Genomic DNA, 20686 nt, shown 5'->3' on the forward strand with positions numbered 1-20686 from the left:
ATGCATATGAAACGAACTAAACTATCTGTTCTCTAATTTTTTTAGAACAGGTAGTTTTATTTCGTTTCAATTTGAACAAAACTAGAATAATAGCTTACTAATCATTAAAAATTATTAAACACTAAATATACAATATTTAAATACAACTTGGTGTAATCGCTTTACTTTGAGGAAAGTTTCCACAGGCATAGGTGTTCCTATGAAATAGTCTTCAACTTCTTTTTTAAACGTATCACTTAGAAAAACCTATTTTTCTTGTGTAATATTATTGAGTTTAAACATATGATGGGTTACCCTTCTATGCTTTATGTATAAAAAGAATGACCCATTTAAGTGAAAAATACTTTATACATTTAAGATTACGGATATAAACATGAATTTAACCTTTTTTACATTATTCATTTTCTCTAAATTGACCTTCTCTACCTCCAAACTTTTAGATTTTTCTTTAAGGATTAGCTCCTACACCAAACGGATTATCCCCAGCCGGAATGGTAGCAATCGCCGTATTCGTTATTCCATCGATCACGGATACATTATTGCTGCTTCCATTCGTTACGTAAATAAGATTAGTAAATGGATTGACTCCTACAGCTAGCGGATTGATCCCAACCGGAATGGTTCCAATCACGATATTTGTCGCCCCGCTAATGACAGAGACATCGTTACTTCCAGCATTAGCAATGTAAATAAGATTAGTAAATACTGCCCCCGTTGCTCCTGTTACTCCCGTTGGAAATGTAAAAGGAGGAATTGGTGGTAATGTTGGTCCAACTAAATTTGAATTTAATGCAGCACCAATTAAAATTTCATCCAGAGTAAAACCCTTTATAAAATTTTCATTATACATACATTCACCTCCAAAAATCTTTTATCATAGTTAATAAATGCACAATATATATATAAAGATACAAATATTAATACAATAGAAAAAATGTGTGGAATAAAATTCTTTAATACCAATCAAAAATTTCAAAACTAAATTAATATCACATTTATAAAAATATCCTATATGATAAAAGGAAACACATTTACCTCCCAAGAATCCCCATAAGCTTTTCAAAGCAAAAAGACGACTTATTATGAAGTGCACCCCAATTACCGTCGTCTTTTTTTCTAAGAGTTTTCTATAGTTTTGTAAATCAAATTAGAATTAAATATTCATTACTGTTTTCAAAAAATTATTATAATTAATGCTATTTGTTAAATGATTTATGTTATAAGTGACTATAGATTACTTTATCATGATTTGATAATTCTCTAGAGGAATGTACCATACTAACCAAGGAGGTTTGTCGGTGCAAATGATACATAAAGCATTAAGTGATTTTGCAGAAGTAAATGCAGGAGTACATGTAAAGAATGATTATGAGCTATTTCTTTCATCTGCAGATAAGGAAGAAATCTAATATTATCCCGACCTACTGTAAGATTGCTGGACATGACAATATGCCTATAAAAAAGGACCTAACTTAGGCTTTTATAAATTAGATCCTTTTCTGTTTTACTGCTAATACCAACTATTCTTAACTCATCTCCGCCACACTTAAGGAGATTTTTCATCTCAAACAATTATTTTTCTTCACTACCAACTCTTATTTATGTTTAAATGTGAATGAAAATACATTTTTATCCTCCCATACCGTCCATAATTATCCAAAATTAATAATTTCCTTAACATTCTTTAGAAATTCTTTACCTTTTCTTTCTTCCTAATTAAATATTAATTTTTACAATAGTGATATTGATGTAATAGGAGGATAGCTTATGCAATTCTTAAAAAGAACGATGATTTTATTTTTATCTTTTATTATTACCGCCATTATTGTTTTATATTTTTATTTTTATGTAAATGGACCTAAAATTCAAGCTACATCAGCTATTTTAATAGATGCCTCTTCAGGCGAAATTGTTTATAAAAAAAATGAGGCTATTCCCCTACCTTCAGCTAGCTTATCTAAATTAATGACAGAATATATTGTGTTAGAGCAAATACATAACGGTACAATACAATGGGAAGATCGTGTAAAGATAAGTAATCATACTGTTCAAACTGATGGAGACGATGTTGATCTAACACCTACAGACCAAATCACAGTTCGTGACTTGTTTCACGCAATGGTTTTAGCTTCAGACAATAGTGCCGCCATATCTTTGGCAGAACATGTTTCAGGTAAAGAACAATATTTTACAGAGCTAATGAATGAAAAAACCTCACATTTAGGATTATCTAAAGAAACATATTTTGCAAATGCAACTGGAATAACAAATAAACAAGAGAAAAATTCTCAAATAACAGCTTTAGATGCTTCGAAATTAGCTCGCCGTTTAATAACAGACTATCCAACCATATTAGAAGTTGCTGGGAAGGCTTCTTATCAATTCACCTTCAAAGAAACTTATGTTTTCAATACAAATAAAATGTTGTATTCACTTGATAAAAATATAAAATTTAAAGGTGTCGATGGTTTACAAACTAGTTTCTCAACTCATGGTGATTATAGCTTTATCGGAACAGCAAAGAAAGGAAATAAAAGGTTTATTTCCGTTGTAATGAAAACAGATGGAGAAAATATTGCATTTATGGAAACGAAAAGACTATTTAATTACGCTTTTGAGCCTACTTACCTTCCAGCATTTCAATCTTTCAAAGATAATGTCACATCATGGACATCGCTACTTCATTTTAAAAACCTTTTTTTACAAACAATAACAATGCTTCTGGTCATTTTCATTTCTATATTAGTACATATACGAAAAAAAGATTCAGAGGATTTTTAATTAAAAACCTCTTTTACATAAAGAACCGACTTGTATTTTCAAAACAAGTCGGTTTATCTTACTTTTCTTTTTTCTTTTTCATAATATAATTTATCTGCATATCTTTTATTTGTTCCCTTTAAATATGCCAAAATAATTTAATATAAACTTGATATTCCTACTCTTGATAATTCAGCTTCTGTATTATCTTTTAAAATATATAATTTATCATTATGCTTCCTCAACATATGTAAGATCTCCGCTTTACTACTTCTCTCAAAGTCGTTTGTCCACTTAAACATTTTCATAAACATTTCAAATGTAGGTTTATAGTTAGCCTTTTCCAGTCTAAGTAACTGCAAAGTGAATCTTTTGATTATTCTGATCATTCTTTTCGATACACTTACATCTAAAAATATGATTACATTTGCATTTTGGAAGCTTTGAGACACCCATGTATGATGAGCACCTTCAACAATCCAAGTGTTTGAATGTACAATATTATAAAGTTTTTCATCTCTTTCCTCAGTTGTATTTCTTACATCTCCATTTTGTGTTCTTCTCCAAACTACATTATCTAGCTCATAATAAGGAATATTTAATTGAGAAGATAGTACTCTTGCTAAGGTTGTTTTTCCACTTCCCACAGAACCAATAATATGGATTTTACTAGGTACAGTACCTTTCAAGACAATCACCACTTTATAGATTTTTACAAAATAGATTTCCGTACTTCATCTAATAAACCTCTTCTAATTAAGTTTGCTGACACTGGCTGAAGATTCAGCTCTCTTGACCAAATAGATAATTGACCAATATGATGGATTTCATGTGCAATTACATGGCGTACAACTTCACCATACTTGTACGTTTCATCAGTCCATGAAGCTACTAATATTTTATTCTCCAAATTACTGGACCATGTTTGTAAAAAGGCCTCCATTTTATTCCGGAAAGAATCCGAAAGAACCTTCACTTTTTCTAATGTTTGATAATCTTCAAATTCAAGTTCAAAATCCTCTTTCCCTTGAAGGGCACGTATCCAGCTATACTCTACATCTACAATATGAAACAATGTTTGCAAAATACCTCCTACTCCTCCAGCACGCTTACAGAGCAAATCTTCTTCTGAAAGTTGCTTACACCATTCAAACCATTCATCTCTAACTTGCCAGTTATATCGAAATAAAGTTTCCAATACAGATCGCTCCTTTTTACATATGAGATACTATCCATTTAGCAGCATTTATCACATATTCAGGCTCATCTCTCTGAATATAATGACCGCTATTGGGTGCAACTATCAATTTATGTTTATTTGATAATTGTAATAATTCTTTTTGCATTTGTAGCCATTTTTCTTGAGCTTCAAGAGAATAAAATGCTTTTTTTCCAGCAGCAACTATAACAAGTGGGGTGTTCCCTATTGATTTACAATAAAGATTTACTTCATTCAAAAAACTACAGTGAATGCCATGTAATTCATTATCAATTTCAGCTCAAAATATTTTTTTGTTTCAAACTACACCACTCATTCTCCAAAATCCCCATCTCCCACAAGTTCCAATACTTATCTCCCATTTTCCTTGCATCTCTCAATAAACCTTCTTTTACAAATCCAACCTTTTCATAACATGCAATAGCAGATGTATTAAAATCAAATACTCCAAGAGAAACTTTATGTAAGCATAATTGTTCAAATGCAATATTGAGCACTGCTTCCATCATCTTTTTCCCAATCGATTTCCCTCTCAAACTTGCATCGTCAACTAAAACCTTTCCAATTCTTGCTGATTTATTGATTCGGTCGATTTTCCCAAGTGAAATATGCCCTATAACCTTTCTAATTTTTTGATCTATCACTTTATATACAAATACGTCTGCATTCTCATAATTTGCATTCTCTATATACTTCTCTAATTGTTTCTCCTGTAATGGGTATGTAAACGCTGGTCCTCCCCACTGTAATAAAAACTCTTCCGAATCAATCCAATCTATAAGTTGTTTAAAATCTCTTCTTTCAAAATATTCAAGTTTGATCATTTTCACTGACTCCCTTTAAGATTTCAAATGACTCATTGTCAAGCTCGATAATTCTTCCCTAACTCCTCTCCTATGGAAAAATAATGTCTAAAACTATAAAATAACGGGCTCCACTTTTGCGGATCAATATGATTTTCACCTTTTAGTATCTCTTCATGCGCATGTACATGGACAACTTCTGTTTCAATAATGGCAAAGAAAGGTGCATATTCTGGAATTCTTATTTCTTTTACCTTTGCTTCAATTTGTAATGGACATTCTTTTATACGCTGCGGTTTTACGGATTGTGATTGAATCGATGTAAAACCAGCTATTGAAAACTTATCTTTTTGATATGTATAACCCATTTCTTTTTTATAATTCGGAACGTTTTCTATTCCTGTATATGGTGCGATTTTTTCTACCTGCTTCCATTGTAATGAGGAAGGTAAATTTATGACACACTCCTTGTTTAATTCTAGATTTTGAATGGATTTCCCTCCAAGTCCTATTCCTAAAACAATATTGTTTCCCAAAGCCCATGAAGATGACATTGGGCTAATGTTTGTTGTCCCATCCGCATTTAAAGTTGATAGCAAATAAATTGGCATTCCATAATATAAAATTTTCGGCTCTATCTCTTTGCATAATGTTTTATTTTCTATATTCATATTATCACTCCCAATCTTATTTCTGTATTTGTATTGTAAAACATAAAAACTTCCATTATCATCGAAATATGGATGTAAAAAAGGAGTGATGCAGATGAATGTAAATGTAGCACATATAGCTTCTCTTATTAGCGATACATCACGAGCAACAATTCTAGTTCAACTTTTGGATGGTCGTCCATATCCAGCTACTGAATTAGCACATGTAGCAAAAATCAAACCACAAACAGCTAGTTTTCACCTCAATAAATTATATGAAGCACAAATTGTTGAGGTTGAGAAACACGGTAGACATCGTTATTACAAAATAGCCAATCATGAAATTGCAGAATCGCTAGAAAAAATACTATATTTAGCTCCTCCAGAACCAATTCAATCCTTTAAACAATCAAAGGAGTCTAAAGAAATTCAATATGCTAGAACTTGCTATGACCATTTAGCTGGAAAATTAGGTGTTGAAATTACAAATTCACTTTTACACAATGAAATATTAATCAAAGATGATTTGCAATTTAAAGTAACAAAAAAGGGACTGAAATTTTTCGAAAATTTCGGCATTAATTTAGATTCGTTACATAACAAAAGAAGGTTTTTTTCAAAATGTTGCTTAGACTGGAGTGAAAGACAACATCATATAGCAGGATCCTTAGGAAATGCTATATTAGAACGAATGCTAGAACTAAAGTGGATTACAAAAGCCTCCCAAACAAGAGCTGTGTATATAACCCCTTTAGGAAAGCAACAAATATTTAATACATTTCTTATAAAATGAAGCTGCTATCAAAAAAATAGATTCTCTCATATACAGAAGAAAACTCGCTTCCTTATACTACAAAGGTTGCGAGTTCTACTTCTTACCAGTAATCATAAATGATAGAATCTAATATGACTAAGGTAAATATACTACGTGCCAGGGGCTGGAGCTGTCATGGAATCCATTAAACAATGGATTCTACTTATAATATATGTAAAACAAAGAGGAGTGCTTGTACACTTTTCTATATACTAACTCCCCATTTTAATTGGGATTTTTATCATTTAAATTTTCTATCATTATAATTTATTTCGGATACAAAACTTCTTTATTCATAATAACTATATAAAAGAAGCCATTCACTTTTGTAAATGGCTTCTTTTGAACATTGAAAACTAGTTATTAATATCGAAAACATTAAGATTCTCTGCTGGAGTTTCACTAACAGCAACTATTAATTCGCGTACTGCAATAATTTCACAAATAGATAGTGTGAGTGGTCGAGCAGTTCCTGCTCCTCTTAGGGTAACAACATCACAGTTTACTGATTCAACAATACCAATAACTGACACTGTTACACCTCTAATTGCAATAGCTACAGTTCTACCTCTTAATGATCTTAGTGCCTGGAAAATACCTGTTGTGCAACAACAATCACATTTTTCATTTCGATCTTTTTTACATTCATGAAACTTTTTCCAGCAATCATCATCATGATGATGTTTATCATCGCAACGCTTAGAATGATGATGATCATCCCAGCATTTAGAATGCTTTTTGTGATCCCAACATTTAGAATGCTTTTTTTCAAACCAATCTTCACGACAACTCATAATTTCACCCCTTTATTCTTTTACTATAAAATATGTAAAAATGCATAAAGGGATAGAGACAAATACATAGAGGTAAGAAAACAAACGATTGTCCTATACTCTATTTAAAATGAGAATAATAAAAAATGAGCCCTTTTTATAAAGAGCTCATTTTTTATTTTTATATTTGTCTAGATTGTAATTCTTGAATATAAGAAACCACTTCTGGATTTACTAATGAGGATAAATCCCCTAATTCTTTCCCTAAATATGCTGCTTTAATCACTCGCCGCATTACTTTAGAATTACGGGTTTTTGGCAGATCTTCTACAACGTGAACATCTTTTGGACATAATGCTTTTCCAATATGAGAATTTACTAAATTCATTAACTCTTTTTTGAGTTCTGTTGTAAAGATTGTTCCTTCTCGCAGAACAACAAAACAGTGACAAACTTCCCCTTTGACATCATCAGGTACACCGATTGCTGCCGCTTCTATTACATGATGATGCTTTACAAGAATTGATTCATATTCAGCTGGTCCAATACGCTTTCCAGCAATATTTAATGTATCATCAGAACGCCCTGTGATAACATATTGTTCACCATCATAAATGACCCAATCACCATGTACCCACTTGTCTTCGAAACGCGACCAATACGTATTTACATACCGTTCATCATCTTCCCAGAAGCTTTTCGTCATTCCAACCCACGGCTTTTCTAAACATAGTTCCCCAACTTCATCTCGAATTGGAATCCCATTTTCATCTAAAACGACAGCTGCCATCCCAGGTAAGGATGCATTGAAACTAATGGGTGCAATTGGTTTAATTAAAACATTTCCAAAAATCCCACCAGAAATTTCTGTTCCACCTGAATAATTACAAATTGGCACCTTCCCTTTTCCAACTGTTTCAAAGAGCCACATCCAAGGATCTGGATTCCAAGGTTCTCCCGTTGATGCAAACACCTCTAAACTTTCTAGAGAATGTTTCTTTACATACTCATCCCCTTTCGCCATCAATGCCCGAATTAATGTTGGTGAAATTCCAAGATGAGTAATTTGATACTGATCGACTGTTTCCCATAAACGATCAGCATCTGGATAATCTGGAACACCTTCATACATTACCATTGTTGCCCCATTAATAAGAGAACCGAATAGTAAAAATGGTCCCATCATCCAGCCCATGTCAGTAACCCATAATACACGGTCACCTTGTTTTATGTTCATGCCGAATCCAGCATCAAATGCAGCCTTCAACGGAAATCCAGCATGTGTGTGTACCGTTCCTTTCGGCTTTCCGGTAGTCCCTGATGTATAAATGAGCATCAGAGGATCATCACTTTTCATCTCTTCAGCATGAGTAAATGGCTTTTCCTTTTCAAGGGCATTCCATGAAAGATCATAGTTATGCGGCGTAAAATCATTTCCAGAATGACGAACAATAACAACTTTCTCAACAGATGGGCAATGTTCACACGCTTTATCTACTTCATCTTTCAAAGAGACGATTTTACCGCGACGCGCGAATCCATCAGCTGTAATAATCATTTTTGAACCTGCAGCTTGTACACGTGTCATAACTGCATCAGATGCGAAGCCTGAGAAGATCGGAGAAATAATCGCACCAATTTTCATTACTGCCAACATAGCAACTACTGTCTCAGGAATCATTGGCATATAAATGGTTACGCGATCACCTTTCTCAATACCAGAATGTTTTAATCCATTTGCAACGCGGCTTACCCAGCTATCAACCTCTTCATATGTAAATGATTTTGTCGTACCATTTTCACCTTCATACATGAGAGCAGGTTGTGTTTTTGTCTCTTCGTCTGCAAGCCAACGAGATAAAGCGGATTCTACTACATTGCACGTTCCCCCTGTATACCACTGTGCAAATGGCGTGCCATTTTCTAAATCTAATACCTCTGTATATGGTTTCATCCATTGATAGCCAACTGCCCGTTCTGCTTCTCCCCAAAACCATGCAGTTTCTTCAATCGATTTCTCATAAAACGCTTCATAATCTTCATAGCCAAGCGATTTCATCCACCCATATAAACGTGTTTTATCTTTATATTCTTCTGTTGGAAACCAAACGGCTTGTTTCACTGTTTTCCCCTCCTCATTTTTCGAACAAGAAAGCCCTGAATAGGGCTTTTACACTGGATAAACTGGATGTTTTCGATCTGTAAACACTTGATATTTACTCATATACATTTCAAATCGTTTCTTTAGCTCTTCACGTAAATCATTTGGATGAACAATACCATCAATCACCATTTCTGATGCCAGACGATAAATGTCTATATCTTTTTTATACTCTTCACGTTTTTCTGCAATGAAGCTTGCACGCTCTTCTTCCGGCAACGCTGCAATTTTATTTGCATATACGGCATTGACAGCAGCTTCTGGTCCCATTACAGCAATGGAAGCTGTAGGCAATGCTAAGCAGCAATCTGGTTCGAATGCTGGACCTGCCATTGCATATAAGCCGGCTCCATATGCTTTGCGTACAACAATTGAAATTTTCGGTACTGTCGCTTCACTCATAGCAGAAATCATTTTCGCACCATGGCGAATAATACCAGCTCGCTCAACTTTTGTTCCAATCATAAATCCAGGTACATCAGCAAGGAATAATAATGGAATATGATAAGCGTCACATAAATTAATAAATTTAGCTGCTTTATCAGCAGAATCATGGAATAATACGCCGCCTTTCATACGCGGCTGATTTGCAACAATACCAACAGGTTTTCCGTCGATTCGTCCTAATCCTGTGATGAGTTCTTGTGCAAATAATTTTTTCACTTCAAAGAAGGAGCCTTCATCAATAATACGATTAATAAGATCTTTCATATTAAAAGGTGCATTTTGATTTTCTGGAATAATTTGTTCTAATGTTTTTTCGAACTGCTTTGGTTCTTGAGGCATATTCGTAGGAGCATGTTCTTGATAGTTACTTGGAAAATACGAAATATATTGTCTTGCCTGAGCGATTGCATCTTCTTCTGTCTTACATAACACATCCCCGCATCCTGATACCGAACAATGCATGCGAGCACCGCCCATTTCTTCAAGTGTTACTTTTTCACCGATGACCATTTCAGCCATGCGCGGAGACCCTAGGTACATGGAAGCATTTCCTTCAACCATCATGACAACGTCACAGAAAGCAGGAATATAAGCGCCCCCAGCTGCCGATGGGCCAAATAATAAACAGATTTGTGGCACTTTACCTGATAACTTCACTTGGTTATAGAAAATACGCCCTGCACCGCGGCGCCCTGGGAACATTTCAACTTGATCGGTAATACGTGCCCCAGCAGAGTCAACAAGATAAAAAAGTGGTACACGTAATTTTTCAGCTGTTTCTTGGATTCGTAAAATTTTTTCAACTGTACGTGAGCCCCAAGATCCTGCTTTAACTGTTGAATCATTTGCCATAACACATACAGTACGTCCATGTACTTTACCAGTGGCAGTTATAACACCATCTGCTGGTAAACCTGTTTGTTCACAATTTGCAAATAAGGCATCTTCTACATATTCACCATTATCAAATAGAAGTGCTAAGCGATCTCTAACAAAGATTTTTCCTTTTTCCTTATTCTGCTCATGGTATTTCGGTGCGCCGCCTTGTTTAATTGTTTCAACGCGTTCTTCAAATGAATTCGATTGTTGTTTTTGTTCTAACACATTTACTCCCCCTTATACATCGGCTTGCGTTTTTCCTGGAATGCTTGTAATCCTTCTAATCGATCTGTTGTATGAATAACACCTTCATACGCTTGCTTTTCCATTTGTAATCCGGTATGTAAATCTACTTGTATACCATTTGAAATTGCTTGTTTCGCTAATCGGACGGCAACTGGACCATTACTAGCAATTCTCTCTGCGATCTCTATCGCCTTTTCTTCGAGCGATTCAGCTGATACAACATACTCAACCATCCCGTATTCCTTTGCTTCAAGTGCTGAAACACGTCTCGCTGTGTAAATTAATTCTTTTGCTCTGCCGACACCAACTAGTCGTGGAAGGCGCTGTGTGCCACCAGCTCCTGGAATAATAGCAAGAGACGTTTCAGTAAGTCCAAGGCTTGCTGTTTCTGCTGCAATTCTAAAATCACATGCTAAGCTTAATTCGGTACCACCACCAAGTGCAATTCCATTTATTGCAGCAATAACAGGTTGTGACAATTGCTCCACCATATTCATTGTAGAACGAATCATTCCAACAGCATGACGCACTTGTTCCTCATTCATATTGGCACGTTCTTTTAAATCTGCCCCGGCACAAAATACTTTTTCGCCAGCCCCTGTTAAAATAATAACGCGTACATCAGCCTCTTCATTTAAGTGACTTAATGTGGATTGCAATTCTTCTAATAGTGCAAGAGATAACGAGTTTGCTTGTCGTTCACGATTTAATGTTAGTTTTACGATATGCGGTGTTACGTAATCAACTGAAATGTTTTGTAATTGTAGCATTTGATCACCTACTTATTGTTTTATGTTGCAGTGCTCGATACACGTGACTTGGTAATTGGATATTTAATTTACTTTGAATAAATTGACTCGCTTTTAATAACTTTTCTTCATTTACATTTGTTTGTACGCCTAGTTTATGGAGCATATACACTAAATCATCCGTTGCAACATTCCCGGATGCTCCTGGTGCATATGGACAACCACCAAGACCGCCACAAGAGCTATCAAATGTAGTAACACCGTACTCTAACGATTGAACAACATTCGCAAGAGCCATACCGTACGTATTATGAAAATGCATTGCAAATTGAGTAGAATCGTATTTTTTTAGTAAACGTTCTAATACACGTTCTACTTGCAGTGGATTTGCAACACCAATCGTATCCCCTAGTGATACTTCATAAATACCATATGAGAATAGTTGATTACATAACTCGTCTACAGCATCAATACTTACATCTCCCTCATAAGGACAACCAAATACAGTAGACACATAACCTCTTACTCTTTTACCTGCAAACTGTGCTTGCTTTGTAATATCTTGAATAACAGCTAATGCTTCCGTAGTAGATTTATTGATGTTACTTTTATTATGTGATGCACTCGCTGATAGAAACACGTTCACCTCATCTACATCTTGCAAAAGAGCTCGCTCCAAACCGTTTTGATTTGGAACAAGCGCTGCATATGTAATCTCTGGTTTCCGCTTTAGCTCTGTAAATACATCGCTTGCATCGGCTAAAGCAGGAACCCATTTTGGGTGAACGAAAGAGGATACTTCAATATATGATAATCCAGCTTCTGAAAGTAATTGAATCCATTGTATTTTATCTTTTGTGCCAACAATTTTCTTTTCATTTTGTAAACCATCGCGTGGGCCTACTTCTTTAATGACAGCAAAAGTTGGTAGCTTCAATACATTTCACCCCTTCTTCTCCCTATTCAATCTCTACTAATACATCTCCTTCATTAACAAAATCGCCCTCTTGCACATTTATTTTCATAACTGTTCCAGTTTCTTCTGAAATGATTGGAATTTCCATTTTCATAGATTCCAAAATGACGACATCCTGCTCTTCTTCTACTGTATCTCCTACTCCCACCACAATTTTCCAAACATTACCTGCCATCGATGCATACACTTTTGTCATCATTTTTTCCCCCTTTAATATTCATAAACCTTATTTTTTCACAAGTTGTTTTGTTACAAATCCTGTCGTATAAATACCACTTTGAAACACTTCATCTTCTAACACTTGCAGTAACATTGGAGTATTTGTTTTAATCCCTTCTACTTTTAGTTCTTGAAGTGCATCCTGTAACTTTCGAATTGCTTCTTCACGGGTTTCACCATGAGCAATCACTTTTGCAATCATAGGATCATAAAAAGGTGTAATTGTTATATTGTTTTCTAAAAAATGGTCCATACGCACTGCTTCTGGTAAAGTTAGCCCTGTAATTTTCCCTGGAGAAGGGAAAAATGTTTTTGGATCTTCCGCATAAATACGTGCTTCAATGGCATGACCACTACGCTTTACATCATCCTGTGTAAAGGAAAGTTTCTCGCCAGAAGCAATGAGTAATTGTTGTTCAACAAGATCTAGTCCCGTGATTTCTTCCGTAACAGGATGTTCTACTTGTAATCTTGTATTCATTTCTAAGAAGTAGAAGTTTTTCTTATCATCCACAAGAAACTCAACTGTACCTGCATTTGTGTAGCCAAGAGATTTTGCGGCTTGTACAGCAACTTCTCCCATCGCTTTACGTGTTTCTTCATCCAAAAATGGAGACGGTGCTTCTTCGATTACTTTTTGATTGCGGCGTTGTACAGAGCATTCACGTTCCCATAAATACACCGTATTCCCATGTGTATCTGCAAGAAGTTGAATTTCGATATGATGTGCATCTGCAATATAACGCTCTAAATACATTTCACCATTACCAAAGAAATTTTGCGCACGTGTTTTATTGCTCTCAAATGCCTTGGTGAGCGTTTGCTCAGTTTCCATCAATTGCATTCCAATGCCTCCGCCACCAGCGGATGCCTTCAGCATTAATGGGTAGCCAATTTGTTTTGCTATTTCAATTGCTTCTTCAGCAGTCTCAATATTTGTTGTGATTCCTGGTACAACGGGAACATTTGCTTCTTGCATTGCCAGACGCGATTCAATTTTACTACCCATCTTAGCAATGATTTCTTCAGAAGGACCGATAAATACAATACCTTCTTCCTTACAACGCACTGCGAAAGAAGGATTTTCTGATAACAATCCATATCCCGGATGAATTGCTTCGACATTCGTTTTTTTAGCAATTTCTATAATTTTTTCGAGATTTAGATAACTTTCTTGTACCCGAGGACCACCTACTACATAAGCCTCGTTTGCTAATTTTACATGAAGCGCATTTTCATCAGCCTCTGAATATATAGCAACTGTACGAATCCCAAGTTTTTGACAAGTTTTAATAATACGAACTGCGATTTCACCGCGATTAGCAATCAATATTTTTTGAAACATAGTGAGCCCTCCTTTTATCTACACCCTAAATGTCTTGCGATTACGAGACGTTGAATTTCAGAAGTTCCTTCACCAATTTCTAAAAGTTTTGCATCACGAATATGACGCTCAACTTCATATTCACGCATATAACCATATCCACCATGAATTTGCACCGCCTGATTCGCAATACGACTTGCCGCTTCAGATGCAAACAGTTTTGCCATAGCCGCTTCTTTACCGAAAGGCTTATCATGATCTTTTAACCAAGCTGCTTTATGTACCAAATTACGCGCCAATTCCACTTCAGTAGCCATGTCTGCCAATTTAAATTGAATCGCTTGGAAATTAGAAATCGTTTTTCCAAATTGCTGACGTTCTTTTGCATATTGAAGTGCACGCTCAAATGCAGATTGCGCAATTCCTACAGCTAATGCAGCGATTGAAATACGACCTCCATCAAGTGTATATAAAAACTGTTTAAATCCTTTATTTACATCGCCAAGTATATTCTCTTTCGGTACACGAACGCTATCAAGTACAATTTCACAAGTATTAGAGGCACGAACACCCATCTTATCGTATGGACTTGAAATCGTTAATCCTTCACTATTCGTTGGCACAATAAATGCAGAAATACGTTTTTTTCCATTTTCTTCGACACCATTGATAGCGGTTACAATAATTGTATTTGCATACTCTGCATTTGTAATCCAACACTTCTCACCACTAATGACATACTCATCACCATCTAAAAATGCTTTTGTTTGCGTGCCACCTGCGTCAGATCCGGCATTCGGTTCAGTTAAACCAAAAGCGCCTAATGTTTTTCCCGATGCCATCGGAACTAAGTACTTTTTCTTTTGTTCTTCTGTACCAAAGTAATAAATCGGCGAAGCACCTAATGAAATTGTTGCAGCATAACTTAAACCTGTACCGCCACAAGCACGACCGATTTCTTCAACAGCTAACGCATAAGATAAAGTATCGCCGCCAGAACCTCCATACTCTTCTGGGAATGGTATCCCTAACAAACCTAGTTCGCCCATTTTTTGAAATGTTTCATATGGGAATTCTGCAGTTTTGTCATAATAAACAGCCTTTGGTGCGATTTCCTTTTCAGCAAAGTCACGTACCATTTCTTTAATCATTTGTTTTTCGCGAGTTAGAGTAAATTCCATTCCGCCACACCCCTTATCGAATATTGAGTTTCGACAGCGTGCGAGTCTGTACTACAAACATTGCTTTTCAAAGACAAGAATATTAGTTAGATAATTGTTATAATTCTGTCATAATTTAATTTTAAAACAGATTCTGTACTCATGCACAAAAAAATTCCTACATTGTTCTACAACAACGTAGGAGTTTTTTTGTCGAATTATGTATTATTCTATTTAATAATCTCTTCCTTTTCCTGAATCCGAGATCTCTATCAATGCTTCTGGGTAAGGTTCAAAATATGTTTGCCGTAATAAATAGTGCTCTTCAAAACGAAGGGCCCATGATTTTAATACGACAAGCAAATTACTAAGTGGCATTTTCTTCTCTGCATACTTTTGAAGAAGCGTTAAAAAATGCTCCTTTTCTTGCTGCTTCAAATCGTTTTTAAAGTAACCAAAAATATGCTGACACACATTTATATTTGATGTATAGCGAGGTGTCCGATTCAATAATTCATATAAAGTTTTCTCATAGTTTTCAAAAATACTTTCAAGATTATCTTTTCCATGATTAGCAATAATTCGTCCTAATTCTTTTTGTTTCATCTGATTATATGCCATAAATAAATATTTATGGTCCGATTGAAAAGATACAAGTTCTTTCAAACTTTTCTTATGTTTAATGGTTTTAAAATGCGCGGTTGTAAACAGTCTTGTGAAGAAATGTTCCCGAATAATAAAATTCGACAATCTACCTTCCTCTTCTATTGCAGCCTGCGAAAAATTTTTTAATACAGCGCTACCAAATAGACCAGCACCTTTCCCCTTTACTGGCGCCCTCTCATATCCACTATAAATTTTCACGTCCCTAGTTCCGCAACTTGGAGAACGATTCTTTAAAATAAAACCATCAACGTCCGGTAATGCACTTAGAAATTGATCGGAAAACTGCTTCATTTTCTCAGTCATATCTTCTTTTGTCGAGGGCTGAATTAGCTTGTGAATACCATCTTTCTCGACAATACGTACTGTTTCACGTGGAATATCTAAACCAATTTCTACTTCAGGACAAACCGGAATAAATGTAACAAGCGGTTTCAAATTTCGAATCGTAGTATCATGAATCATATCTCCATTATAACGACAAGCCTCAAATTCTAGACATTTACTTACAACAACGGTTGGCTTAGCAAATTGTCGCATCTTATTACCTCCGAGGTGTTAATCCATACAATATAAATTGAATTGTATTTTCAATTTCCACTTCATCATCCCATTTTGCTTCAGGTAACAGTAAAAAACGGGTTAAAATTAGTCCAAGTATAGCAGATAAAGTAAATCGTAAAACAGAAGGTGTAGGCATTTCAATAATTTGTCCTTTTTCTTGAAAATATATAATTAATTTTTTAAAGCGTGAAAAAAGTTCTTTTTCTACTAATTGTTGTATTTCATTTTTTAATTCTGGTTGAAATGGTACTTCTTGTATTAAAATTTTTAACATTGGAAAATGCTTTTTTGCAAATTCAAATCGATTTTGAATTGCTTTTCTTAAAAATTCTTCATACGTTTCATACGTATTTTCCAGTATTTCTTTTGCAAAAGCTTGTACAAAAAACGGTGCAACCAATTTTGTCAAAGTTGGCATGACAACCGCGAATAATAAATCTTTTTTCGTTTTATAGTAGCGGAAGATTGTTCCTTCCGCTACACCAGCCTGCTTTGCAATTTCACTTGTTGAAGTTGACGCATATCCTTTTTCTCCAAACATATCAACTGCAGCTTCTAATATACGCATCTGACGTTCATTACGTTTACCTGTATCCGCCCTAGCAAGCAACTCTTCTAGCCAATCTTTCTTCATTCATAGAGCTCCTTTTTTATAAACATTATATTCTGCGATGTTTCTTTAAAGCAAATATATTTCCTACAGCGAATAATACTGCAAAAAGAAGTAACACACCGAGATCTCCAGCAATCTCAGCAAATCCTTGATTACGAATCATCACTTGCCTCATCGCATCTGCACCATATGTGAGGGGAAATAACTTCCCTAACATTTGTAACCACTTATTCATTGATTCAATTGGAAACAAACCCGAAAAGAAAATTTGTGGTACGATGACAAGCGGAATAAACTGAATCATTTGGAATTCATTGTTCGCATATGCCGATAAAAACGTTCCTAATGTTAATGCTGTTAAAGAAAGCATACATGTAATCAGTAACGTAAGCCATGGAGAACCCGCTACGTATAAATCAAGAATATATACAGAAAAACTTACAATTATAATTGATTGTACAAACGCAAAAATACCAAACCCGAGTATATAACCAACTACAATTTCCCATCGGCGTACTGGAGTGGATAGCAGTCTTTCTAATATTCCACTTAATCGTTCACGTACGAAGGATACGCCTGATAAAATGAAGACAAAGAAAAATGTAAAGAAACCAATTAATATGGGTCCAAGCCCATCAAACATTGTAAAATCTGCAGAACCATGTAAAAAATCAATTTCTGGTTTCATACCAGGTATTTCATTTTTTTCTATCCCCTTTTGTAATACTTGAAGCACTGCACGATTTTTTGAAGAATCACTTCCTTCTAGCAATACATTTACTTTTCCATTCTCTAAAGTTACAATAGCATCTATTTGTTGATCTTCTAATTTAGAATGCGCATTTTCTTTGCTAAGCTCATAAGTGATTGCATCTTGTTTTTTCATTGATTCCATCATAGGCGCTGGAACATCTACGAATGCGATATGAGGCGTATATTCATTTTGTGTAAATACAAGCGACAATAGCCAAAGTAGTAACATTGGAGCTCCAAACATCATTGCAAGTGATCTTTTATCTCGAAGAAACTGACGAATAATCCGAATCATTACACCACCGACTCTCATTACTCAACCGCTCCTTCCAACAGAAATACATCTTCAATCCGTCCTGATGAGGTTCTTTCTTTTAAATCATTTGGTGTTCCCGTCGCAATTAAATTACCATCCCTGATTAATCCAAGACGTTCACAAAATTCAGCTTCGTCCATAATGTGTGTTGTCACAATGATGGTTGTTCCTTGTTTTTTAAGGTCATAAAATTTCTCCCAAATCGATTTGCGGAGAACTGGATCAATCCCCACAGTTGGTTCATCTAAAATTAATATCTTCGGTTCATGTAAAAGTGCCATAGCCAGCGATAAACGTTTCTTCATCCCACCTGAAAAATGTTGCACCTGTTTTTTGGCATGTTGGGATAATTGTACTAACGTGAAAACTTCAACAATCCTATCTTTCTTCTGTTTCCCTTTTAACCCATACATCGTTGCGATAAAATCTGCATTTTCATAAGCTGATAATTCTTCATAAAGTGCATCTGCCTGTGCCATATAACCTATTTGTTTCATGCCATTTAAGTTTGGCATCTTTATCCCTAAAGCTATTACATCTCCTGTCGTTGATTCACTAATACCAGCAATCATTTTAATAAGTGTCGTTTTACCAGAACCAGATGGACCTACTATCCCGAAAATCTCTGTTTCTTCTACAGATAGTGAAATATTATGCAATACTTCCTTCTTTCCAAAACGCTTTGATACATCCTGTAAAATGACAGATGGTTGTTGCATTTAAAATCTCCCCCTTTTATAAAATGAGTGAGTACTCACTTTTTATTTTACTCTTGAAATACTATATGTCAATTTTTTGTGAATACCCCTCTCTTTTTACTAATAACTCATTAAAAACAACCCAAAAAAAGAGCCGACAATAGATTTTTATCCTTCTTGTATCGACTCTTTTTCTCTTTGATTTAGTTTTTTTATTCGGTCTATGAAATTATAAGACCATTGGGACATTTTTGATTCCATATACATTTCTTTTATACACTTAATTTCATATTCCCCCTACTCACTACTGTATCAATAGCAACAGTATTTTTATCTATTGTTCCAGTAGATAATATACCAATCTACTCATTATTTATTACTCCAAAAAAAATTAAATATTTAACTTTAAATATTTCCTAATTCTAGCAATATCTAAAGAATATTCGATCACTAGTTGCTGTATAGGAAAAATAACTTTTTCTGGATATAAATGTGCATATTGTAAAGTTTCCATATATTTTTCTAGTCTTTTTTCTAAGTACTTGATAATTTGCTCCGGATGATTTACCAATAAACATTGACTATAATAATGAATTTGTTCTTCAATCGCAGTATACTCCTCAATTTCAAATTCTTTATGCATGTGTACGCTCCTTTATAAAAAGTTTTATATTCACAAGCCATAAACGTTCTAATTCCATAAAAGCTGAGTATTTTAATTATTTACACTATAACAAAAGCATTTAGTCAAAATTTGTTAGTTTATGTAACGAAGAACAAATTTAACAAAACTGTAATGGATACTTATACTTTGTAGCAAACAACTTTTTATATAGACACTTCCAACTGTAACACTTTATTTTCCATACAAATAATTTTATTGCATTTACAAATCCAATGCCCTCAAAAACTAATAAAAAAGTCGTACAAATTAATCAAACTGTACGACTACAATCTCAGGTCTATTAAAAATCCTTTGAGGAATGATACTATTTCCTAAACCTCTATTTACTATCATAGAAGTAACTCCTTCTTTATATAAACCAGCCGTATATTTCGGTAATACTCCTTGATTAGGTGCAACTAAACCTCCAATAAAAGGTAGCCTAACTTGTCCACCATGAGCATGACCAGTAAGAACTACATCTATTTGATGTTCGGCATATGCTTGGAAATGCTCAGGTCGATGTGACAATAATACTTTAAATCCAACTGGGTCAATAACATTAGTAACTTTGATAATCTCATTTGTTATTGTGGTCATTTCATCATTTCCATCGCTATTTTCCACTGTAAATGTAGGATCATCTATACCTAAAATGTAAATTTCTTGTCCATCTTTTTGAATACGTATATGCTCATTCCTTAAAACTGAAACATTGTATTGTTTTAATTTTTTTTCTAGACTGGCGTAGCGCCCTGACCACGCTTCATGATTTCCTGTAACAAAATAAACAGGATAATGCTGCACAAGTTGTTTAATCACTTCTAAACTTGCTTCCGCATCATATCGCTTACTATCAATCAAATCACCAGTAATAGCAATTATATCAGGTTTTAGACTCTTCACTTTTTCAATTAAAACTTCTTGCTTATCTCCAAATTTTTTACTATGCAAATCGGACAACTGTACAATTTTGAAACCCTTAAAATTAGTTGGTATTTTACTAGATGTGATTGATATTTTGTTTACACTTAATAAATTGTTTTGCAAATATGAAAATGTGCTGATTCCTATTAAGGTGGCAATTATAATAGAGATTCTTTTATATTTCTTTTTCATTTTTCCTCCTAACTATTCTTTTATTCAAACAGATTCATATTTTCTACTAATCAAAAATCAATATAAATGCTTTCTTTTTATTTTTCGCACCACAGCCCTCTAAATGTTCTACTACT

General features: G+C 34.6%; 21 protein-coding genes and 1 pseudogene. 2 read left to right on the forward strand and 20 right to left on the reverse strand.

Annotated features, from left to right (window positions below; translation table 11 throughout):
* Positions 1-448: 448 nt before the first annotated feature.
* On the reverse strand, positions 449-850 hold the full coding sequence (locus AZF08_RS27725) for a YncE family protein (RefSeq protein WP_033677512.1): 402 nt from the start codon (positions 848-850) through the stop codon (positions 449-451).
* A gap of 917 nt (positions 851-1767) precedes the next feature.
* Between AZF08_RS27725 and AZF08_RS27730 the strand changes: the two genes are divergently transcribed.
* The gene (locus AZF08_RS27730; protein WP_033677481.1) at positions 1768-2781 is read left to right on the forward strand and encodes a D-alanyl-D-alanine carboxypeptidase family protein; all 1014 of its coding nucleotides are present in this window, start codon (positions 1768-1770) and stop codon (positions 2779-2781) included.
* Between the two features lie 137 nt (positions 2782-2918).
* Here AZF08_RS27730 and AZF08_RS27735 read toward each other — a convergent pair whose 3' ends face one another.
* From AZF08_RS27735 to AZF08_RS27755, 5 genes and pseudogenes are all read right to left on the reverse strand, one after another.
* The gene (locus AZF08_RS27735) at positions 2919-3458 is read right to left on the reverse strand and encodes an AAA family ATPase (RefSeq protein WP_407639518.1); all 540 of its coding nucleotides are present in this window, start codon (positions 3456-3458) and stop codon (positions 2919-2921) included.
* A gap of 14 nt (positions 3459-3472) precedes the next feature.
* Positions 3473-3958 (reverse strand): DinB family protein, encoded by a 486-nt coding sequence (locus AZF08_RS27740; protein WP_033677477.1) that lies wholly within the window; start codon positions 3956-3958, stop codon positions 3473-3475.
* A 16-nt stretch (positions 3959-3974) separates the two neighbouring features.
* A pseudogene (locus AZF08_RS27745) lies at positions 3975-4202 on the reverse strand (alpha/beta hydrolase); the annotation flags it as partial.
* A 52-nt stretch (positions 4203-4254) separates the two neighbouring features.
* Entirely contained in the window at positions 4255-4803 is a 549-nt protein-coding gene (locus AZF08_RS27750; protein WP_033677474.1) for a GNAT family N-acetyltransferase, read from the reverse strand.
* A gap of 38 nt (positions 4804-4841) precedes the next feature.
* On the reverse strand, positions 4842-5453 hold the full coding sequence (locus AZF08_RS27755; protein ID WP_033677472.1) for a flavin reductase family protein: 612 nt from the start codon (positions 5451-5453) through the stop codon (positions 4842-4844).
* A gap of 94 nt (positions 5454-5547) precedes the next feature.
* Here AZF08_RS27755 and AZF08_RS27760 point away from each other — a divergent pair, with 94 nt between their 5' ends.
* Positions 5548-6225 carry an ArsR/SmtB family transcription factor gene (locus AZF08_RS27760; protein ID WP_033677469.1) on the forward strand — a complete coding sequence of 226 codons (678 nt, stop codon included), beginning with the start codon at positions 5548-5550 and terminating at the stop codon, positions 6223-6225.
* Between the two features lie 377 nt (positions 6226-6602).
* Here AZF08_RS27760 and AZF08_RS27765 read toward each other — a convergent pair whose 3' ends face one another.
* From AZF08_RS27765 to AZF08_RS27830, 14 genes are all read right to left on the reverse strand, one after another.
* Positions 6603-7040, reverse strand: a complete 438-nt coding sequence (locus AZF08_RS27765) for a hypothetical protein (protein ID WP_200875235.1) — start codon at positions 7038-7040, stop codon at positions 6603-6605.
* A gap of 160 nt (positions 7041-7200) precedes the next feature.
* Complete coding sequence (locus AZF08_RS27770) at positions 7201-9141, reverse strand: AMP-binding protein (RefSeq protein WP_033677468.1); 1941 nt, start codon at positions 9139-9141, stop codon at positions 7201-7203.
* A gap of 48 nt (positions 9142-9189) precedes the next feature.
* Positions 9190-10731, reverse strand: a complete 1542-nt coding sequence (locus AZF08_RS27775) for an acyl-CoA carboxylase subunit beta (RefSeq protein ID WP_033677466.1) — start codon at positions 10729-10731, stop codon at positions 9190-9192.
* Between the two features lie 2 nt (positions 10732-10733).
* On the reverse strand, positions 10734-11522 hold the full coding sequence (locus tag AZF08_RS27780; protein ID WP_033677464.1) for an enoyl-CoA hydratase: 789 nt from the start codon (positions 11520-11522) through the stop codon (positions 10734-10736).
* A gap of 4 nt (positions 11523-11526) precedes the next feature.
* Positions 11527-12438, reverse strand: a complete 912-nt coding sequence (locus AZF08_RS27785; protein ID WP_033677462.1) for a hydroxymethylglutaryl-CoA lyase — start codon at positions 12436-12438, stop codon at positions 11527-11529.
* Between the two features lie 22 nt (positions 12439-12460).
* Positions 12461-12676 carry an acetyl-CoA carboxylase biotin carboxyl carrier protein subunit gene (locus AZF08_RS27790; protein WP_033677460.1) on the reverse strand — a complete coding sequence of 72 codons (216 nt, stop codon included), beginning with the start codon at positions 12674-12676 and terminating at the stop codon, positions 12461-12463.
* A 27-nt stretch (positions 12677-12703) separates the two neighbouring features.
* Positions 12704-14041 (reverse strand): acetyl-CoA carboxylase biotin carboxylase subunit, encoded by a 1338-nt coding sequence (locus AZF08_RS27795; protein ID WP_033677459.1) that lies wholly within the window; start codon positions 14039-14041, stop codon positions 12704-12706.
* Between the two features lie 14 nt (positions 14042-14055).
* A complete protein-coding gene (locus tag AZF08_RS27800) occupies positions 14056-15201 on the reverse strand; it encodes an acyl-CoA dehydrogenase (protein WP_033677457.1) in 1146 nt (381 codons plus the stop codon).
* A gap of 213 nt (positions 15202-15414) precedes the next feature.
* Positions 15415-16383 carry a YbgA family protein gene (locus AZF08_RS27805; RefSeq protein ID WP_033677455.1) on the reverse strand — a complete coding sequence of 323 codons (969 nt, stop codon included), beginning with the start codon at positions 16381-16383 and terminating at the stop codon, positions 15415-15417.
* A 4-nt stretch (positions 16384-16387) separates the two neighbouring features.
* A complete protein-coding gene (locus AZF08_RS27810; RefSeq protein ID WP_033677453.1) occupies positions 16388-17041 on the reverse strand; it encodes a TetR/AcrR family transcriptional regulator in 654 nt (217 codons plus the stop codon).
* 25 nt (positions 17042-17066) lie between these two features.
* A complete protein-coding gene (locus AZF08_RS27815; protein WP_033677452.1) occupies positions 17067-18086 on the reverse strand; it encodes an ABC transporter permease in 1020 nt (339 codons plus the stop codon).
* Entirely contained in the window at positions 18086-18808 is a 723-nt protein-coding gene (locus AZF08_RS27820) for an ABC transporter ATP-binding protein (RefSeq protein ID WP_033677450.1), read from the reverse strand. The genes AZF08_RS27815 and AZF08_RS27820 overlap by 1 nt, the downstream gene beginning before the upstream one ends.
* A 370-nt stretch (positions 18809-19178) precedes the next feature.
* Positions 19179-19430 carry a hypothetical protein gene (locus tag AZF08_RS27825; protein WP_033677448.1) on the reverse strand — a complete coding sequence of 84 codons (252 nt, stop codon included), beginning with the start codon at positions 19428-19430 and terminating at the stop codon, positions 19179-19181.
* 288 nt (positions 19431-19718) lie between these two features.
* Positions 19719-20570 carry a metallophosphoesterase gene (locus AZF08_RS27830; RefSeq protein ID WP_033677446.1) on the reverse strand — a complete coding sequence of 284 codons (852 nt, stop codon included), beginning with the start codon at positions 20568-20570 and terminating at the stop codon, positions 19719-19721.
* Positions 20571-20686: the final 116 nt, after the last annotated feature.

The organism is Bacillus gaemokensis (assembly GCF_001590835.1).
Taxonomy (GTDB): Bacteria; Bacillota; Bacilli; order Bacillales; family Bacillaceae_G; genus Bacillus_A; species Bacillus_A gaemokensis.